The sequence below is a fragment of the Achromobacter sp. EG18 genome (genome assembly GCF_059759395.1).
Genome location: NZ_CM186213.1, coordinates 195963 through 213711, shown reverse-complemented (window position 1 = coordinate 213711; position 17749 = coordinate 195963). Strand labels below are relative to the sequence as shown.

Annotated in this window: 18 protein-coding genes and 1 tRNA gene; 6 read left to right on the top strand and 13 right to left on the bottom strand. The window is 65.9% G+C overall.

What is annotated here, in order from left to right; genetic code table 11:
- Positions 1-23 precede the first annotated feature (23 nt).
- Positions 24-1040, top strand: coding sequence for a TRAP transporter substrate-binding protein (locus tag AC6CR5_RS01020; protein ID WP_020927027.1), 1017 nt, complete (start codon positions 24-26; stop codon positions 1038-1040).
- Between the two features lie 54 nt (positions 1041-1094).
- On the top strand, positions 1095-2876 hold the full coding sequence (locus AC6CR5_RS01015; RefSeq protein ID WP_498085205.1) for an IlvD/Edd family dehydratase: 1782 nt from the start codon (positions 1095-1097) through the stop codon (positions 2874-2876).
- Positions 2877-2971: 95 nt separating this feature from the next.
- Here AC6CR5_RS01015 and AC6CR5_RS01010 read toward each other — a convergent pair whose 3' ends face one another.
- Positions 2972-3391: a YbaN family protein gene (locus tag AC6CR5_RS01010; protein WP_197541470.1), complete on the bottom strand. Its 420-nt coding sequence runs from the start codon at positions 3389-3391 to the stop codon at positions 2972-2974.
- A gap of 101 nt (positions 3392-3492) precedes the next feature.
- Here AC6CR5_RS01010 and AC6CR5_RS01005 point away from each other — a divergent pair, with 101 nt between their 5' ends.
- From AC6CR5_RS01005 to AC6CR5_RS00995, 3 genes are all read left to right on the top strand, one after another.
- Positions 3493-3702, top strand: coding sequence for a hypothetical protein (locus tag AC6CR5_RS01005; RefSeq protein ID WP_035201596.1), 210 nt, complete (start codon positions 3493-3495; stop codon positions 3700-3702).
- 179 nt (positions 3703-3881) lie between these two features.
- Positions 3882-4415 carry a phosphonate degradation HD-domain oxygenase gene (locus AC6CR5_RS01000; RefSeq protein ID WP_026385241.1) on the top strand — a complete coding sequence of 178 codons (534 nt, stop codon included), beginning with the start codon at positions 3882-3884 and terminating at the stop codon, positions 4413-4415.
- A gap of 193 nt (positions 4416-4608) precedes the next feature.
- A complete protein-coding gene (locus tag AC6CR5_RS00995) occupies positions 4609-4923 on the top strand; it encodes a TM2 domain-containing protein (protein ID WP_241116452.1) in 315 nt (104 codons plus the stop codon).
- A 7-nt stretch (positions 4924-4930) separates the two neighbouring features.
- Here AC6CR5_RS00995 and AC6CR5_RS00990 read toward each other — a convergent pair whose 3' ends face one another.
- On the bottom strand, positions 4931-5140 hold the full coding sequence (locus AC6CR5_RS00990) for a hypothetical protein (RefSeq protein ID WP_020927022.1): 210 nt from the start codon (positions 5138-5140) through the stop codon (positions 4931-4933).
- Between the two features lie 121 nt (positions 5141-5261).
- Positions 5262-5855: a CGNR zinc finger domain-containing protein gene (locus AC6CR5_RS00985; RefSeq protein ID WP_047993519.1), complete on the bottom strand. Its 594-nt coding sequence runs from the start codon at positions 5853-5855 to the stop codon at positions 5262-5264.
- A 95-nt stretch (positions 5856-5950) separates the two neighbouring features.
- Here AC6CR5_RS00985 and AC6CR5_RS00980 point away from each other — a divergent pair, with 95 nt between their 5' ends.
- Entirely contained in the window at positions 5951-6886 is a 936-nt protein-coding gene (locus tag AC6CR5_RS00980; RefSeq protein ID WP_173000974.1) for an alpha/beta fold hydrolase, read from the top strand.
- Here the strand turns inward: AC6CR5_RS00980 and AC6CR5_RS00975 are convergent.
- From AC6CR5_RS00975 to leuC, 10 genes are all read right to left on the bottom strand, one after another.
- Positions 6852-7070: a hypothetical protein gene (locus AC6CR5_RS00975; RefSeq protein WP_498085204.1), complete on the bottom strand. Its 219-nt coding sequence runs from the start codon at positions 7068-7070 to the stop codon at positions 6852-6854. The genes AC6CR5_RS00980 and AC6CR5_RS00975 overlap by 35 nt on opposite strands.
- Before the next feature lie 583 nt (positions 7071-7653).
- A tRNA-Val gene (locus AC6CR5_RS00970) sits at positions 7654-7730 on the bottom strand.
- A gap of 255 nt (positions 7731-7985) precedes the next feature.
- Positions 7986-8639 carry a phosphoribosylanthranilate isomerase gene (locus tag AC6CR5_RS00965; protein ID WP_006387957.1) on the bottom strand — a complete coding sequence of 218 codons (654 nt, stop codon included), beginning with the start codon at positions 8637-8639 and terminating at the stop codon, positions 7986-7988.
- A gap of 92 nt (positions 8640-8731) precedes the next feature.
- Positions 8732-9826, bottom strand: coding sequence for a TRAP transporter substrate-binding protein (locus AC6CR5_RS00960; RefSeq protein WP_006387956.1), 1095 nt, complete (start codon positions 9824-9826; stop codon positions 8732-8734).
- Between the two features lie 36 nt (positions 9827-9862).
- A complete protein-coding gene (truA, locus tag AC6CR5_RS00955; RefSeq protein WP_047993517.1) occupies positions 9863-10684 on the bottom strand; it encodes a tRNA pseudouridine(38-40) synthase TruA in 822 nt (273 codons plus the stop codon).
- 3 nt (positions 10685-10687) lie between these two features.
- Complete coding sequence (locus tag AC6CR5_RS00950; RefSeq protein WP_110059342.1) at positions 10688-12565, bottom strand: FimV/HubP family polar landmark protein; 1878 nt, start codon at positions 12563-12565, stop codon at positions 10688-10690.
- Positions 12566-12828: 263 nt separating this feature from the next.
- Positions 12829-13959: an aspartate-semialdehyde dehydrogenase gene (asd, locus tag AC6CR5_RS00945; RefSeq protein ID WP_006387952.1), complete on the bottom strand. Its 1131-nt coding sequence runs from the start codon at positions 13957-13959 to the stop codon at positions 12829-12831.
- A 230-nt stretch (positions 13960-14189) separates the two neighbouring features.
- Positions 14190-15266: a 3-isopropylmalate dehydrogenase gene (gene leuB / locus AC6CR5_RS00940; RefSeq protein ID WP_269878493.1), complete on the bottom strand. Its 1077-nt coding sequence runs from the start codon at positions 15264-15266 to the stop codon at positions 14190-14192.
- A gap of 37 nt (positions 15267-15303) precedes the next feature.
- Positions 15304-15954, bottom strand: a complete 651-nt coding sequence (gene leuD / locus AC6CR5_RS00935) for a 3-isopropylmalate dehydratase small subunit (RefSeq protein WP_006387950.1) — start codon at positions 15952-15954, stop codon at positions 15304-15306.
- Between the two features lie 22 nt (positions 15955-15976).
- Positions 15977-17380 carry a 3-isopropylmalate dehydratase large subunit gene (gene leuC / locus AC6CR5_RS00930; protein ID WP_498085203.1) on the bottom strand — a complete coding sequence of 468 codons (1404 nt, stop codon included), beginning with the start codon at positions 17378-17380 and terminating at the stop codon, positions 15977-15979.
- Positions 17381-17749 lie beyond the last annotated feature (369 nt).

Here is a 17749-nt window from a genome sequence, read left to right as displayed (position 1 = left end):
GAAGAAGCCAAGGAGGAACAACCATGAACATCCGTTTCAAGACCCGTCTCGTCGTGCTGGCCGCCGCGCTGTCCTGCGCCTTCGCCGGCGCCGCCGCGGCCGCCGACGTCAAGCCGCGCCTGATCCGCTTCGGCTACGGCCTGAACGAGGACAGCGTGCAGGGCCGCGCCGCCCGCCACCTGGCGCAGGAACTGGAGAAGATCAGCGGCGGCAAGCTGAAGATGAAGACCTTCGGCTCGGCCAACCTCGGCTCGGACGAGCAGATGCAGGGCGCGCTGGTCGGCGGAGCGCAGGAAATGATGGTCGGCTCCACCGCGCCGCTGGCCGGCATGGTCAAGGAATTCGGCGTGTTCGACCTGCCGTTCCTGTTCAACAGCGAAAAGGAAGCCGATGCGGTGCTGGATGGGCAGCTTGGGCAGGACCTGCTCAAGAAGCTGGAAGCCAAGGGCCTGGTGGGCCTGGTGTACTGGGAAAACGGCTTTCGCAACATGACCAACTCCAAGCACCCCATCGTGCGCGCCGAGGACATGCAGGGCATCAAGCTGCGCGTGATGCAGAACCAGATCGCGCTGGGCGTGTTCAACACCCTGGGCGCGAACGCGGTGCCGATGCCGTTCTCGGAATTGTTCACGGCGCTGGAAACGCGCACGGTCGATGGCCAGGAAAACCCCATCACCACCATCCAGAGCAGCAAGTTCTACGAGGTGCAGCCCTATCTGACCATCACCCGCCACGTCTACACGCCCTGGGTGGTGATGGCATCCAAGAAATGGTGGGACAAGCTGTCGCCCGACGAACAAAAGCTGGTGCGCCAGGCCGCCGAGGCCTCGCGCGACTTCGAACGCAAGGACAGCCGCGCCGATTCGCTCAAGGCGATGGGCACGCTGGAAAAGGCGGGCATGAAGATCAACACCGTGTCGCCCGAGGAAGTGGCGCGGATGCGCGAGAAGGTGCAGCCCGTGGTCGACAAGTACACCCAGGAACTCGGCCCGGACCTGGTCCGGCAACTGAACGCCGAGATCAGCAAGGCACGCAATTAGGTCCCCGGCGCGCCCGCCGGCGCGCCACGCATCACCGAAGCACACGAGGCACCCATGACCGACACTCCCCGCAAGCTGCGCAGCCAGAAATGGTTCGACGATCCCGCCCACGCCGACATGACGGCGATCTACGTCGAGCGCTACCTGAACTACGGCCTGACGCGCCAGGAACTGCAATCGGGCCGGCCCATCATCGGCATCGCCCAGACCGGCAGCGACCTGGCGCCCTGCAACCGCCACCACCTGGCGCTGGCCGAACGCATCAAGGCCGGCATCCGCGACGCCGGCGGCATCCCGATGGAGTTCCCGGTGCATCCGCTGGCCGAGCAGGGCCGGCGCCCGACCGCGGCGCTGGACCGCAACCTGGCCTACCTGGGCCTGGTGGAAATCCTGCACGGCTATCCGCTGGACGGCGTGGTGCTGACCACGGGCTGCGACAAGACCACGCCCGCCTGCCTGATGGCGGCGGCCACCGTCGACATTCCCGCCATCGTGCTGTCCGGCGGCCCGATGCTGGACGGCTGGCATGACGGTCAGCGCGTCGGGTCCGGCACGGTCATCTGGCATGCCCGCAACCTGATGGCCGCGGGCAAGCTGGACTACGAAGGCTTCATGACGCTGGCCACCGCCTCCTCCCCCTCGATCGGCCACTGCAACACCATGGGCACGGCGCTGTCCATGAATTCGCTGGCCGAGGCGCTGGGCATGTCGCTGCCCACCTGCGCCAGCATCCCCGCGCCCTACCGCGAACGCGGGCAGATGGCCTACGCCACCGGCCTGCGCATCTGCGACATGGTGCGCGAGGACCTGCGCCCGTCCCGCATCCTGACGCGCGAGGCCTTCGAGAACGCCATCGTCGTCGCCTCGGCGCTGGGCGCGTCCAGCAACTGTCCGCCGCACCTGATCGCCATGGCGCGCCACGCCGGCATCGACCTGAGCCTGGACGACTGGCAGCGGCTGGGCGAAGACGTGCCGCTGCTGGTGAACTGCGTGCCCGCCGGCGAGCACCTGGGCGAAGGCTTCCACCGCGCCGGCGGCGTGCCGGCCGTGATGCACGAACTGCTGGCCGCCGGCCGCCTGCACGCCGACTGCGCCACCGTGTCCGGCAAGACCATCGGCGAAATCGCGGCCGGCGCCAAGACCCACGACGCCGACGTCATCCGCGGCTGCGACGCGCCGCTCAAGCACCGCGCCGGCTTCATCGTGCTGTCGGGCAATTTTTTCGACAGCGCGGTCATCAAGATGTCGGTGGTGGGCGAGGCGTTCCGCCGCGCCTACCTGTCCGCGCCCGGCGACGAGAATGCCTTCGAGGCGCGGGCCATCGTGTTCGAAGGCCCCGAGGACTACCACGCGCGCATCGAGGACCCTGCCCTGAACATCGACGAACACTGCATCCTGGTCATCCGCGGCGCCGGCACGGTCGGCTATCCGGGCAGCGCCGAGGTCGTCAACATGGCGCCGCCATCGCACCTGATCAAGCGCGGCATCGACTCGCTGCCCTGCCTGGGCGACGGCCGCCAGAGCGGCACCTCGGCCAGTCCGTCGATCCTGAACATGTCGCCAGAAGCCGCCGTGGGTGGCGGTCTGGCGCTGCTGCGCACCGGCGACCGCATCCGCGTCGACCTGAACCAGCGCAGCGTCATCGCGCTGTTGGACGAAGCCGAACTGGCGCGGCGGCGGCAGGATCCGCCCTACCAGCCGCCGCCGGCCCAGACGCCGTGGCAGGAGTTGTACCGGCAACTGGTCGGCCAGTTGTCAACCGGCGGCTGCCTGGAACCCGCCACCCTGTACCTCAAGGTGGTTGAAACGCGCGGCGATCCCCGGCATTCGCACTGACGGCGGCGGCAGCGCTCCGGCGACGCCCGCAAAGTAGAGGAAAAAGATGCGTTGATTTCGGCGCATCACGCAGGGGCCGGGCTTTCAGTCCGGCCTCAGCGACCGGCCGCCGGGCCGCTCGGCTCGTCAGTGTTTTCCTTTGAGATATCAGGCGCTTGCGGGCTGGGGCGAGTCAACACATAGGCGGCGCTTGCCAGGAAAAAAAGGCCGACGCCCGATGCAAGCAAGAGCGACGGATGCGCGCCCCACCAGAACAGGCCGTAGCCCACCGCCATGCCCAGCGAGGCATACAGCTTGCCTTTGCGCGACACCGCCCCCTGCTCGCGCCAGGCGCGCAGCGACGGGCCGTAGGTGGGGCTATCCAGCAGCCAGCGTTCCAGCCGTGGGGACGAACGCGAAAAGCAGGCCACCGCCAGGATCAGGAAAATTGTCGTCGGCATCACCGGCAGGAAGGCGCCGATCACGCCCAGCGCCAGCATCGCGCAACCCAGGATCAGCCAAAGTGCTCTCATCATGATGGGGTGCAGGATAACGCAGTTGCCTGCCCGGAACATTTGCGCCCTCCCTTCGGTCAGATCCCCTCCCGCCGCGACCGGCGCCCCTCCAGGAGGCCTTCTTGACCACCGAACCGCTCAACGCCAAGACCCGCCGCCGGCGCGCCGCGCCCGCGCTGCCGTCCGCCACCGAGACGGAAGGCACCCCGCTCATGCACATGAAGAAGGCGCTGGCGCAATTGCAGGCCGGCCGCCAGACACCGGAACGGGTGCAGGCCGCGGGATTGCTGGCCAGCGCCATCGCCTGGATCAACATCCTGACCTGCAGCTAGCGCGCCTGACCGCCGGCCGGACGCGGGACAGCATGGCCCGGGCATCGCGATGCGGGCCCATCGAACGCGCGGCGCCCCTGCGCGCATTCGTGCCGGGACGCGAAAATGCTCTAGTCATCTAGATGTCACGCTCGAGGCATATCGTCTCCACCGATCCACTGCCTCGAAGGTATCCACCCATGCTTACCCTGCCCATCATCCAGGACCTGTTCGCCCGCCATGGCGCCGCCTACTACGGCGGCGAAGCCATCAGCCAGACCGAACACGCGCTGCAATGCGCGCAACTGGCCGAACAGGCCGGCGAGTCCGAAGCCGTGATCGTCGCCGCGCTGCTGCACGACATCGGCCACCTGATGCTGGCCGAGAGCATCACCACCGACATGCGCCACCAGGATGTGGCCGCCGAAGCCCTCGCCCCGCTGTTCGGCGACGCGATCACGGCGCCGGTGCGCCTGCACGTTGCCGCCAAGCGCTATCTGGGCGTGATCGAGCCCGCCTATCTGGACACCCTGTCGCCCGCCTCGGTGCAGAGCCTGGCGCTGCAGGGCGGCGTGTTCACCCCGGCACAGGCCGACGCGTTCGCCGCGCAGCCACACGCCCAGGCCGCGGTGCGCCTGCGCCGATATGACGACCAGGCCAAAGTGGTCGGCCTGTCCACGCCGCCGCTGGAACACTATATGGAAATGGTCGGGCGCTGTTTGCAGACCCGTTGAATCCGGGGCGAGAGATGCCCCGACGCGGGAAGGCGCGCACACGTCCCCGCGCTGTTCAGCAGTCCGAGATTTGGCCCGCAGCCCTAGCCGGACACTTCGAAAGAACCAATCATCTGACGCGGCGAAAAATCATTCGCCAACTTGCGGCCGGCGGATACCGCCGGCCAGACCTTTGGTTCTTCCCGGAGATAACGTGAACAGTCCCGCCATGCAAACCATGATGTACGACGCCAATCGCAAAAGCGTCGGCGTGGCCTACCTCCTGTGGTTCTTCCTGGGCAGCGTGGGCGGGCATCGCTTCTATACCGGCAGGACCGGGTCCGCCATCGCCATGCTCGCGCTCACCATTGTCGGCATCGCCCTCAGCGTCATCGGCGTGGGACTGGTACTGCTGGCGGCCGTGGGGATCTGGGTGATCGTCGACGCCTTCCTGATTCCTGGCTGGATCCGCAATACCAACATGCGGCTGGCGGCGACCCTCTCGACCGGCAACATCCCCCTGCCCTGAAGCCGGATCAGCTCCTCAGCCAGCCCGCGGTCTCGGCGCGTTTGCCATGCACGTAATTCCACTCGGCACCGCAGGCCGAGCAGACAAATGCTTCGTGGTGCGCCCCGCCCTGCACCGCGGCAAGGCTGCGCACGTAGCCCAGGCTGATCAACTGGTCATGGCCCGCCGCGCCCGAGGTGGCCCGCACGATCGCCCTGCAATCTTCACAATCCGCCATCGCCCTCACCTTTCATTTGTCTTTCAATTCCTCTTGCGGGGAATCCTACAAAATGAAACGGGGCACAGTTTCATGAATTCTCACGAAACTCCGGGCGCGGCGGTTTGAGCAGCCCCGGGCATCAATCGGACTCGCTCTCCTTCTTGCGCGACCGGAACGCCGCGACCTTCATCCGGTTGCCGCATAGCGCCATGCTGCACCAGCGGCGCCGATGCGACTTGGTCCTGTCATGGAACATGAGCGTGCAGTCATGCGCCTCGCATTGCCGCACAAGCGCCAACGGCGTGTCGGTCAGCAATTCGACGATGGCTCGGGCAACAGGCTCGAGCACGCCGGCCGCGTCGTCCAGGCGGCGCGGCCTGACCGCCTTGAAGGACTGGCTGGCGCCGTCCCACGCCAATTCCGTGGCCGCCCCGCCCGCCTTGAGCACGTGGTTGACCACGCTGGCGTCCGAGTCACCGCCTGACTTGGCGGCCTGCAACAGAGATCGGGCGCTTTCGCGCAATTGCAGGGCCAGCTCCAGCAGGCCCGGAGGTGCCACGCGGGTCCCCCGCGGCAACACATCCGCCAATTTCAACCATGCCAACACGGCGTCATCGTCGCCGAAACAGTCGTGACGAGCCGCCCCCACCCCGTATTCAGTATTGATGAAATCGAGTGCAAGGTCGTCGCCCACGAAAAGCGGGGTTTTTTGATTTTGTGCGGTGTCTGGCATGGGACAAATGTAACCTATAAAAATAAATTTGACCAGTTACGCCAATCCAAAGTAACCTGAAAAAACACATTCAACGGTTACCAAGGAAATGCATCATGACTTCGAATAGCGCGACGGAAACCAGCGACCTGCCCTCGACCCCATTGACCGCAGGCGTATCCGCGGCCGATCTGCAGGTCCATCATCGGTTCGAACAGGCGGGAGACGTGAAGGTGTTCTACCGGGAGGCAGGCCCGCGCGATGCGCCCATCGTGCTTCTCCTGCACGGCTACGCCGCATCTTCGTTCATGTACCGCAATCTCATCCCGCTGCTTGCGGACGGGTACCGCGTCATTGCGCCCGACTTGCCTGGCTTTGGCTTCACCGAAGCCCCCGCGCGCGGGCAATATGACTACACCTTCGACCAGCTCGCCGAGACCATTGGACAGTTCACGCGGCAACTGGGGCTGGATCGCTACGCCATGCAGGTGTTCGACTATGGCGCCCCGGTGGGCTGGCGCCTCGCCGCGGAACACCCGGCGCGCATCAGCGCCATCATTTCGCAGAACGGCAACGCGTACGAAGAGGGGCTGGGAGCGGGCTGGGCGCCGATCCAGAAATACTGGAAGGACCCATCGCAGGCCAACCGCGACGCCCTGCGCGAGTTCGCCACGCCGGCCTCGATCCGGTGGCAATACCTCGAAGGCGTTCCGGACCAGACCCTTGTGGCCCCCGACGCGATTGCGCTCGAAAGCCACCTGGTTTCCCGGCCCGGCAATGCCGACGTCCAGCTCGACCTGCTGCTGGACTACGCCTCCAACGTCCAGAAGTATCCGGAGTTCCAGGCGTACTTCCGCAAGCACCAGCCGCCGCTGCTGGCCGTGTGGGGCAAGAACGATCCCTTCTTCCTGCCCGCCGGCGCCGAGGCCTGGCAACGGGATATCCCGGGCGCCGACGTGCGCTTCTACGACACCGGCCATCTGGCGCTGGAAACGCACGGAGCCGAGATCGGCGCGGTCATCCGGCGGTTTCTGGATAAGAACGTGAAGTGAAGCGCGGCCGGTATGTCTCTTTGACATACCGCGCCAATTCCAGCTCCACCACTGACATGGATTGCACTTCGCTTCCAGGATGCAGAAGGCGGTGCGCCGCCTCGAGCGTACGCCGCGCGCATCGCTCGGCGTTGGTGACGGCGGGCGCCGCCGGGGCATGAGTGTCGAACGCGATGATAGGCATGGCGGCTTCTCCGGGTAGGGACATCGGGCAGTCACCGCTGAGCAAGTCGCGTGCCCGGAGGAGCAGGCACAGATGTCCTTCTAGTCTCCGTGGCTTGCCAGTCACGGCCCTCCGCATTTTCGAAAGTCGTCGTCCTTCCCATGTCGCAAATCACGCCATTTTCCGGGGAAAGACGGCGGCACTGCGACACCAATCATTTCTCCGAATACGACGGGTTTCCCATAATGAATTCCAAGCGCGACCAAGTGCCGGTCCGCTTCAAAAGTGAATCATCGAGGCAACAGTTGACGGCAATCGCTTCGTATCCGGCATCAACGGCTGAAACCGTGTGCGACGCCGTCGAAGGAATGAATATGGCGAATCAAATAAACGTAGTGGATTTTGGCGCGGACCAGGCAGCGCGCAACAAAACACGCTCCGGGAAGTGCCGTTCAATCTTTCCCGTATTTTCACCACCAGGCAGACGGTTCTGCGCTGCCTGATCTACATCGTGAAAAAGCAAAAAGCCGCGAAGTCCAGGACTGTCGCGGCTTTTCAGGGTGATGCCTGACTAGCTCTATCAGGCATTCACTTTGCAGGAATTTGGTAGGCGGTATTGGAATCGAACCAACGACCTCCACGATGTCAACGTGGCGCTCTAACCAGCTGAGCTAACCGCCTGCAAAGAAAAAGAATTATATAGTGCTTTTTTAAACTGTGCAAATCGTCTTTTCAGATTTTTTGCTGTTTTTATTTCGTTGCTTGCCTGGCTTCAAAAAATGCCGTGAACCGATCAGCTCAATGCCTTTGTGCACATAAGTTTGTGCACTGCATTGGCACATGCACATTTGGCAGATACCTTCGATTCACTAAATTCTTCAGCCGCAACGGCCGGGTTCGTGATGCTCACTTCCCTGCCAGCACTGCTTTTCCCTTCTATTTCTTCGCGTCTGCGGCATGCACCGCAGCAACGAAGAACGAGATTCTATCAGAACTTTTTATTCCTTGCTCGACCTCGACGCCACTGCTCACATCGACCGCCCACGGCCGCACTGATTGCACCGCCGCGGCAACGTTGTCGGGGTTCAGTCCGCCCGACAGGATCAGCGGGCGCGACACGGGATCGGCCGCCACGTCGGCGAGCAGGGCATGGTCGAAACCATGGCCGCTGCCGCCGTAGCCCGCGCTGTAGCTGTCGAACAGCCAGCCGGCGGCTTCGCCGAAGGCGCGGCAGTACGTCGCCAGGTCTTCCGGCGTATCCAGGCCGGGCGCGCCGGCACGGAATGCACGCAGGTAGCGATGGCCATAGCGCGCACAGTCCGGCGGCGTTTCGTCGCCATGGAATTGCAGCAGCTCCGGCCCCACCTCGTCGAGCACCGCCTGCACCTGCGACGGGTCCGGGTTCACGAAAAGCGCCACCACGTCCACGAATGCCGGCACCGCGCGGCGCAGTTGCGCCGCGCGGGTCGGCGTGACGTAGCGCTTGCTCTTGGGATAGAAGACAAAACCGATGGCATCGACGCCGGCCGAGACGGCGGCGTCGATATCTTCTTCGCGGGTCAGGCCGCAGATCTTGATGCGTGTGCGCATGGAATTCACCGCTTGTATCGCTCGGCGCGACAGGTCCGGTCAGTATAAGGGAACGCTCTCCGGGCACGTCGCGCCGGCCCGGCCAGGCGCGTTCAGGCGGCCGGCTGGCCCAGCGTGGCCATGAGCGAATCGAAGCTGCCCTCGGCCACGCGGAACCAGGGGATTTCCTTGTCGCGAAAGGCGGTCATGCTTTCGTACAGCTTCTTGAACATGGGATCCTTGCCGCTCAACTCCTGATAGAGCTTGAGCGCGGCCTCGTGGGCGGCTTGCAGCATCGGCCTGGGGAAAGCCTTGAGCTGCGCGCCGCGCTGCACCAGCCGGCGCAGGGCGTCGGGATTGCCGGCGTCGTACTTTGCGATCATGTTGGAAGTGGCCATCCGCGAGGCCAGCTCCAGCGCCGCCTGGTAGGACTTGGGCAATTCGTCGTGCGCGTCCTGATTGACGTACAGGGACAACTGTAACGTGCCCGCCCACCAGCCAGGAAAATAGTAGTTCCGGGCGACCTTGTAGAGCGCGAGGCTCTCGTCATCGTGCGGACCGATCCAGGCCACCGCATCGACGCCGCCCTGCTCCAGCGCCGCATAGGTATCGGCGATCGGCAGGTCGACCGGGGCGGCGCCCATGCGGGCCAGCACCTGGCGGGCGAAACCGCCGGCCTTGACCTTCAGGCCGCGCAGGTCGTCCACCGTCTTGACCTCGCCGCGAAACCAGCCGCCCATCTGGGCGCCGGTAAAGCCGCAGGGAAAGTTGAGGATGTTGTATTTGTCGAACAACACGCGGGTCAGCGCCAGCCCCTCGCCCTGGATCATCCAGGCATTCATCTGCCGGGTATTCAGGCCGAATGGCACGCCGGCATCGAAGCACAATGCGGGATCGGTATCGAAGAACCGGGTCGACGCGGTGTGGCCGCATTCGACGACGCGCTGTTGCACCGCGTCCAACACCTGGCCGGCGTCCACCAGATCACCGGCGGAGAATATCTCGATGCGGAACTTGCCGTCGGTGACGTCGCCGACATAGCGTGCCACGTCCTCGGCGCCGGCGAACAGCGTCGGCGACTCGTTGGGGAAGCTCGACGCCAGCCGCCACGAAACCGCCGGCGCATCCTGCGCATACGCAGGCGCGGCGATCACGGCGCCGCTCGCGGCCCCCAGGGCGGTTCGTTTCAAAAACGCGCGGCGTTGCATGAGACAGGCCTCCATTGGGCGCCGGCCGGCGTCCGGCTAGGGCGGGTTGCCCGACGGTCGGGTGAAGGGCGACAGCAACAAGGCTCCGCCATCCAGCTCGTCCAGGCCGAACTCGTCCGGGTAATCGATGGCCGACAGATACAGGCCATCGGGAGAAAACGTGGGCGCGCCGCGCCGACGGTCGCGCCATGAAAGCAGTTGCGCCATCCAGTCCACCGACTCGCGCCCCTGCCCAATCTGCAGCAACGCGCCCATGATGTTGCGCACCATGTGATGCAGGAACGCGTTGGCGCGCAGCGTGAACACCAGGAACGGACCGCGTTCGTCGATGTCGAGCCGATGCATGATGCGCACCGGGTGTTTGGCCTGGCACTGCGAGGAACGAAAACTGGAAAAATCGTGCTCGCCCAGCAGGGCGTTCGCGGCAGCGCGCATGGCATCGACATCCAGAGGCTGGTAGCACCACCCGGCGCGCCCGGCCCAAAGAGCGGGACGCACCCGGCCTCGCCACAGCAGGTAGACGTAAGTCCGGGCGCGGGCCGAAAACCGGGCGTGGAACGCGTCCGGCACCGCCTTGGCCCATTGTACGGAAATGCTGGAGGGCAGGAAGGCATTCACGCCGCGCACCCAGGATTCCATGCGGCGATCGAGCGTGGTGTCGAGATGGATAACCTGCATCGCGCCATGCACGCCGGTGTCGGTGCGGCCGGCGCAGATGGTGGGGACCGCGTCCGTCACGCCACAGAACTGCGCCAGCGCGGCCTCCAGTGTGTCCTGCACCGTCTGCCGGTGCGGCTGGGTCTGCCAACCCTGCCAGGCGGAGCCGTCGTATGCCAGCCCCATTGCAACTCTAGGCATCGTTCAAATCCGGGGACCGCCAACCGGGCGCGGTTCGTCCGTGGGCGGTTCGTCCAGGTCGAGGCTGATGGAATCGAGCTTGCGGTTCAGCGCCGCGGTGTCCAGCACCGGCTCGTTATAGGCGTAGGTTTCCTCGTCGTCGTCGCCGCGCCGCGCGCCCGCGCGTCGCAGCACCCAGGCGATGGCGAAAGCGATCAGCGCCAGCACGGCGGTGACGATGACGAGAAGGTTGTCGGCCAACCAGGCCGGCATCGAAGAAGTCAAATCCTTATCCTTGTTCTTGTCGGCCGACGCCTGCGCGGCGGCCTTGTCCTGTTGCGCGGCGGCCGTCGAAGGACCGGCGGCGCCGGGCGTGCCGGAGAGGCCCGGCGCTCCCGTGGCGCCGACGGCGCCAGGGGTGCCCGATGCGCCTGCGGCACCCGTTGCGCCGGGCGAGCCCGATGCGCCCGCCGCTCCAGTCGCGCCAGGCGTACCCGATGCACCCGCCGCACCAGTCGCGCCAGGCGTACCCGATGCACCCGCCGCGCCAGTCGCGCCAGGCGTGCCCGATGCACCCGCCGCTCCGGTCGAACCAGGCGTACCCGATGCGCCCGCCGCGCCAGTCGCGCCAGGCGTGCCCGATGCCCCCGCCGCTCCGGTCGAACCAGGCGTACCCGATGCGCCCGCCGCGCCAGTCGCGCCAGGCGTACCGGATGCACCCGCCGCTCCGGTCGCGCCAGGCGTACCAGATGCACCCGCCGCTCCGGTCGAACCAGGCGTGCCCGATGCCCCCGCCGCTCCAGCGCCTCCCGTGGCGCCGTTCGCGCCCGCAGCCCCCGCAGCGCCAGGAGCGCCAGTGGCGCCCCCCTGCCCCGCGACGGCCTTGTTCAATTCATCGACATTGCTCTGCAACTGGTTCACGCGGCCCTGGGCATCCGCCATGGCTCGTGCGTCGGAGGCGCGCTGATCAGCCTGCGCGTCGGCCTGGGCCGTCGCGCCGCCTTGGGCCTGGCCGGAGGACAGGCGCACCCGGTCCTGCGGCTGGGACGCCGTGGCCACGCCCGTGTCGCCGGGACGGGCCACCGTGCCGGAAGCGGCATCCTGGCCCTTGACCACAGAGGGATTGGCACCGGCCGCCGCGCCCAGACGGGCCCGGTAGCGGGCGAACGCTTCGGCGTGCTCGTTGAAAATACGGCGCGCCTCCGCCGGATCGACGGCGCGCACGGTCGCCGCGTCGGGAATCGCCAGCTTCTGCCCGGCCCGCACCAGGTTCATGTTGCCCTGGATGAAGGCATCGGGATTGGCGCGCCACAACGCCACCAGCATCTGGTAGATCGAGGCGTTCGGCACCGCATTGCGCTGGGCAATCGCAAACAGCGTGTCGCCCGACTTCACGTTGACCGACCCCGCCGTGCCGCTGGCGCGGCTCGGCGTGCCAACGGCCGCGGGCGAAACCTCGGCGCCCGCGCCCCGCAACGGCACCAGGATGCTGACCTGCACCTGCCGCTGGCCCGAGCTGGAGCTGATGTCCAGCAGCAGGTCGACCGCGCCGCCGGACGGCGCCTGCGTCGACCGCACCCGCAGGTTCTTGCGGGTCGGATCCATCCCATCCTCGACACGCACCACCAGGCTGGCCAGCGGCGCGGGCGGCTTCAGGCCCGCGCGTTGCCACGAAGCCTCGTCGGCCACCGACACCCGCAGCGACGCGATTTCGTCGGGTGTGAGTTCCTGCAATCCCACCAGCGCCTGCAAGGGCGCGCCCGGGGCCGAGACCACCCGCGAATGCCCGACCCGCATGGCCAACGCCGGGCTGCAAGCGCTCGCGCCGATCGCCAGCGCGATCGCCCACTGGAGGGCCTTCAAACGGCGGGCATGCTTCACTTGGCGCGAACGCTGGGTCATAAGCTGGGATTCCGTTCTTGTCGTCGAATGGTCGGGCGGGGGCTGTTCGCGGCGAACGCGTGAGAACAAGCCTCAATTCACCGGAAAAGTGTAATGGATCGAGCGCGTTTCACAAACCTGAAAGGCGCATCGGCGTTGGCTGGCCGGCACATTGCCGGCCGCGTCCGATGCGCTGATGACCCGGCGCAAACGACAAAGGCACCCGAAGGTGCCTTTGCGGTACGGCCTCGTCGCGAGCGGGCGGCCACGCCGCCCGCCAGGCCTCAGGCTTCGGCCAGCGCGATACGCAGCATGCGGCGCAGCGGCTCGGCGGCGCCCCACAGCAGCTGGTCGCCGACGGTGAAGGCGCTGAGGTATTGCGGGCCCATCGACATCTTGCGCAGGCGGCCCACCGGGATGTCCAGCGTGCCCGTGACCGCGACCGGGGTCAGCTCGCGGATGGTCTCTTCCTTGCTGTTGGGGATGACCTTGGCCCACTGCGTGCCCTGGGCGATCAGCGCTTCGATCTCGTCCAGCGGCAGGTCGCGCTTGAGCTTGATGGTCAGCGCCTGGCTGTGGCAGCGCATCGCGCCGATGCGCACGCACAGGCCGTCGATCGGGGTGGCGGCGGTGCCGAAGGCGGCGCCGCGGCCGAGGATCTTGTTGGTCTCGACCTCGCCCTTCCACTCTTCCTTGGACATGCCGTTGCCCAGGTCCTTGTCGATCCAGGGAATCAGGCTGCCGCCCAGCGGCACGCCAAAGTGCTCGTGGGGCAGCGCCGCGTCCTTCTGCTTGGCCAGGATGCCGCGATCGATTTCCAGGATGGCCGAGGCCGGATCGTCCAGCAGCGGCTTGACGGCGTGGTTCAGCTCGCCGAACTGGGTCAGCAGTTCGCGCATGTGCTGCGCGCCGCCGCCGGAGGCGGCCTGGTACGTCATGGTGGTCATCCACTCGACCAGGTCGTTGTTGAACAGGCCGGCCAGGCCCATCAGCATGCAGCTGACCGTGCAGTTGCCGCCGATGAAGTTGCGCACGCCGCGCTTGAGCGCCGCGTCGATCACGGGACGGTTGACCGGGTCCAGCACGATGATGGCGTCATCGGCCATGCGCAGCGTGCTGGCGGCGTCGATCCAGATGCCATTCCAGCCCGCGCCGCGCAGCTTCGGGTAGACCTCGGAGGTGTAGTCGCCGCCTTGCGCCGTCACGATGATCGGCAGTTTTTTCAGAGCGTCGATGTTGTAGGCGTCTTGCAGCGGACCCGCGCCAGTCGCCCAAGTGGGGGCGGCGCCGCCAGCGTTGCTGGTGGAGAAAAACACCGGTTCGATCAGTGCGAAGTCGTTCTCGTCGCGCATGCGTTGCATGAGCACCGAGCCGACCATACCGCGCCAGCCGACAAGGCCTACTGCTTGATTCATTTCAATCGCTCTTTAAAGGTGGGGACAAGGTGTGGTGAAAAAACGGGCAAGAACCCAACAATTTATCAGAATGCACGCATGGATGTTGCGGCGCAGCTTGAAAAAACGGGGCCACAATAAAAGCCAACCCGCTTTCGCGGCGCGGCGGCAACACCGGCATGAAAAAGGGCCGCCCCGCGGGCGGCCCCTGGAATCGGGACCGCGCCGCAAGGGCGCGTCCCTTGCAGGCATCAGGCCAGGGCTTTGAGGACGGCGTCGCCCATGCCCGAGGTGCTGACCTTGGTGGTGCCGGGTTCGAAGATGTCGGCGGTGCGCAGGCCATCGGCCAGCACGCGGCGCACGGCGGCTTCGATGCGGTCGGCCTGCGGCGCCAGGTTCAGCGAGTAGCGCAGCAGCATGGCGGCCGACAGGATGGTCGCCAGCGGATTGGCGATGCCCTGGCCGGCGATGTCGGGCGCCGAGCCGTGGCTGGGCTCGTACAGGCCCTGGCCGCCGGCGTTCAGCGAGGCCGACGGCAGCATGCCGATGGAGCCGGTCAGCATGGCCGCCTCGTCCGACAGGATGTCGCCGAACAGGTTGCCGGTGACGATCACGTCGAACTGGCGCGGGTTGCGCACCAGCTGCATGGCGGCGTTGTCGACGTACATGTGCGACAGCTCGACGTCCGGATACTCGCGCGCCACTTCGATGACGATGTCGCGCCAGAACTGCGAGGTCTCGAGCACGTTGGCCTTGTCCACGCTGCACAGCTTCTTGTTGCGCTTCTTGGCGGATTCGAAGCCGATGCGGGCGATGCGGCGCACTTCCGATTCGGCGTAGCGCATCGTGTCGTAGCCTTCGCGTTCGCCGCTGAAGGCGCCGTCCGGCGACGAGCGCACGCCGCGCGGCGTGCCGAAATAGATGTCGCCGGTCAGTTCGCGGATGATCAGGATGTCCAGGCCGGACACGATCTCGGGCTTGAGCGAGGAGGCGCTGGCCAGCTCGGGATACAGGATGGCGGGACGCAGGTTGGCGAACAGGCCGAGCGCCTTGCGCAGGCCCAGGATGGCCTGCTCGGGGCGGAATTCGCGCGGCAGGCTGTCGTACTTCCAGTCGCCGACGGCGCCGAACAACACGGCGTGCGATTCCTTGGCCAGCTTCAGCGTGGCCGGGGGCAGCGGGTGCTCGAACTCGTCGAAGGCGGCGCCGCCGACGGCGGCCTGCTTGATGTCGAACGGCACGCCCAGCGCCTTCAGGACGCGCACGGCCTGTTCGACGATTTCGGGGCCGATGCCGTCACCCGGCAAGACTGCGATGTTGTGAGTCATGGAAAAAACGGTCCTGTGGTCGGTATGAAGGGAGCTGTCAGGCGATCGGCCGGCTTTCCAGCCAGGGATGGCGGGCCAGGCGCTCGGCCTCGAAGGCGCGGATCTTGTCGGCGTGGCGCAGGGTCAGGCCGATATCGTCGAAGCCGTTCAGCAGGCAGTACTTGCGGAACGGCTCGATGTCGAACTTCATGGCGCGGCCGTCGGCCGCCACCACTTCCTGGCGCTCCAGGTCGATATTGAGCTTGTAGCCCGGGAAGGCCTTCACTTCGTCGAACAGGCGCGCCACTTCGAGCTCGGACAGCACGATGGGCAGCAGGCCGTTCTTGAAGCTGTTGTTGAAGAAAATGTCGGCGTACGACGGCGCGATGATGGCGCGGAAACCGAACTGGGTCAGCGCCCAGGGCGCGTGCTCGCGGCTCGAGCCGCAACCGAAGTTCTTGCGCGCCAGCAGCACCGAAGCGCCCTGGTAGCGCGGCTGGTTCAGCACGAAATCGGGGTTGAGCGGACGCTTACTGTTGTCCATGCCCGGTTCGCCGTGGTCCAGGTAGCGCAGCTCGTCGAACAGATTGGGGCCAAAGCCGGTGCGCTTGATGGACTTGAGGAACTGCTTGGGGATGATGAGGTCCGTGTCTACGTTTTCGCGGTCGAGCGGAGCCACCAGGCCTTCGTGAGTGGTGAATGCTTGCATGATGTCGGTACTCGGTGGGCGCTTAACGGAACGTGCGGACGTCGACGAAGTGGCCGGCCACGGCGGCGGCCGCGGCCATCGCCGGGCTCACCAGGTGGGTGCGGCCACCCTGACCCTGGCGGCCTTCGAAGTTGCGGTTCGAGGTCGAGGCACAGCGCTCGCCCGGCTCGAGCCGGTCGGCGTTCATCGCCAGGCACATCGAGCAGCCCGGCTCGCGCCATTCGAAGCCCGCCTCGATGAAGATCTTGTCCAGGCCTTCGCTCTCGGCCTGCTGCTTGACCAGTCCGGAACCCGGCACCACCATGGCCTGGCGCACGTTGGAGGCCACGTGCTTGCCGCGCGCCACGACGGCGGCGGCGCGCAGGTCCTCGATGCGCGAGTTGGTGCAGGAGCCGATGAAGACGCGGTCCACGCGGATGTCGGTCAGCGGCGTATTGGGCTTGAGGCCCATGTATTCGAGCGCGCGTTCCATGCCGCTGCGGCGCACATCGTCTTTTTCGCGGTCGGGGTCCGGCACGCGCGAGTCGACCGGCAGCACCATTTCGGGCGAGGTGCCCCAGGTGACCTGCGGCTTGATGTCGCGGGCGTTGACTTCGACCACGGTGTCGAACTTGGCGCCTGCGTCGGTATGCAGCGTGCGCCAGTAGGCCACGGCGTGGTCCCACAGCACGCCCGACGGTGCGAACGGACGGCCGCGGAAGTATTCGATGGTCTTGTCGTCGACGGCGACCATGCCGGAACGGGCGCCGGCCTCGATGGCCATGTTGCAGACCGTCATGCGGCCTTCGACCGACAGCGCGCGGATGGTGCTGCCGGCGAATTCGATGGCGTGGCCGGTGCCGCCGGCGGTGCCGATGATGCCGATGACGTGCAGCACGACGTCCTTGGCCGTACAGCCGAACGGCAGTTCACCTTCGACCTTGATCAGCATGCTCTTGGCCTTCTTCATGAGCAGCGTCTGCGTGGCCAGCACGTGTTCGACCTCGGACGTGCCGATGCCGAACGCCAGCGCGCCCAGCGCGCCGTGCGTGCTGGTGTGCGAATCGCCACAGACCACGGTCATGCCCGGCAGGGTGGCGCCCTGCTCCGGCCCGATGACGTGGACGATGCCCTGGCGCAGGTCGTTCATGCGGAATTCGGTGATGCCGTACTTGTCGCAGTTGGCGTCGAGCGTGTCGACCTGCAGGCGCGAGATGGGGTCGTCGATGCCCTGGGCGCGGTTCATCGTCGGCACGTTGTGGTCGGCGACCGCCAGGTTGGCGCCGTTGCGCCATGGCTTGCGCTCGGCGATGGCCAGCCCTTCGAACGCCTGCGGGCTGGTCACTTCATGCAGCAGGTGGCGATCGATATAGAGCAGACAGGTGCCGTCTGATTCCTGGTGGACGATGTGGGCGTCCCAGAGTTTGTCGTAAAGGGTTTGGGCCATGGATGCGCTCTGCAAGTAGACAATCCGGCTGGTGCCTGGCGCGAAGAAACCAAACGTTCCCGCGCCGGCCGCTGCGGCATGGAAGAATTATGCACAGCGACCAAACCTAGTACAAGCACACCGACAATACTAGTACATGCAATACCACCATGCCTTGGTCCTCGACATCGGTATCACGGTTTCCGCGCGTGGATCCCGACGAAAAGCGGCAGATAATCGGCGAGTGAGATATAAAAACAATTTAGATACAAAAGACGCAAGCAGGTATAATCAAGTTTCAATGTGGCAAAGCAGAAACCGAAATAATGCGACATAAAACGCATTAATAGTTTTTGATTAATCCGTCCATGTTGAATTTCGCGAAAATCC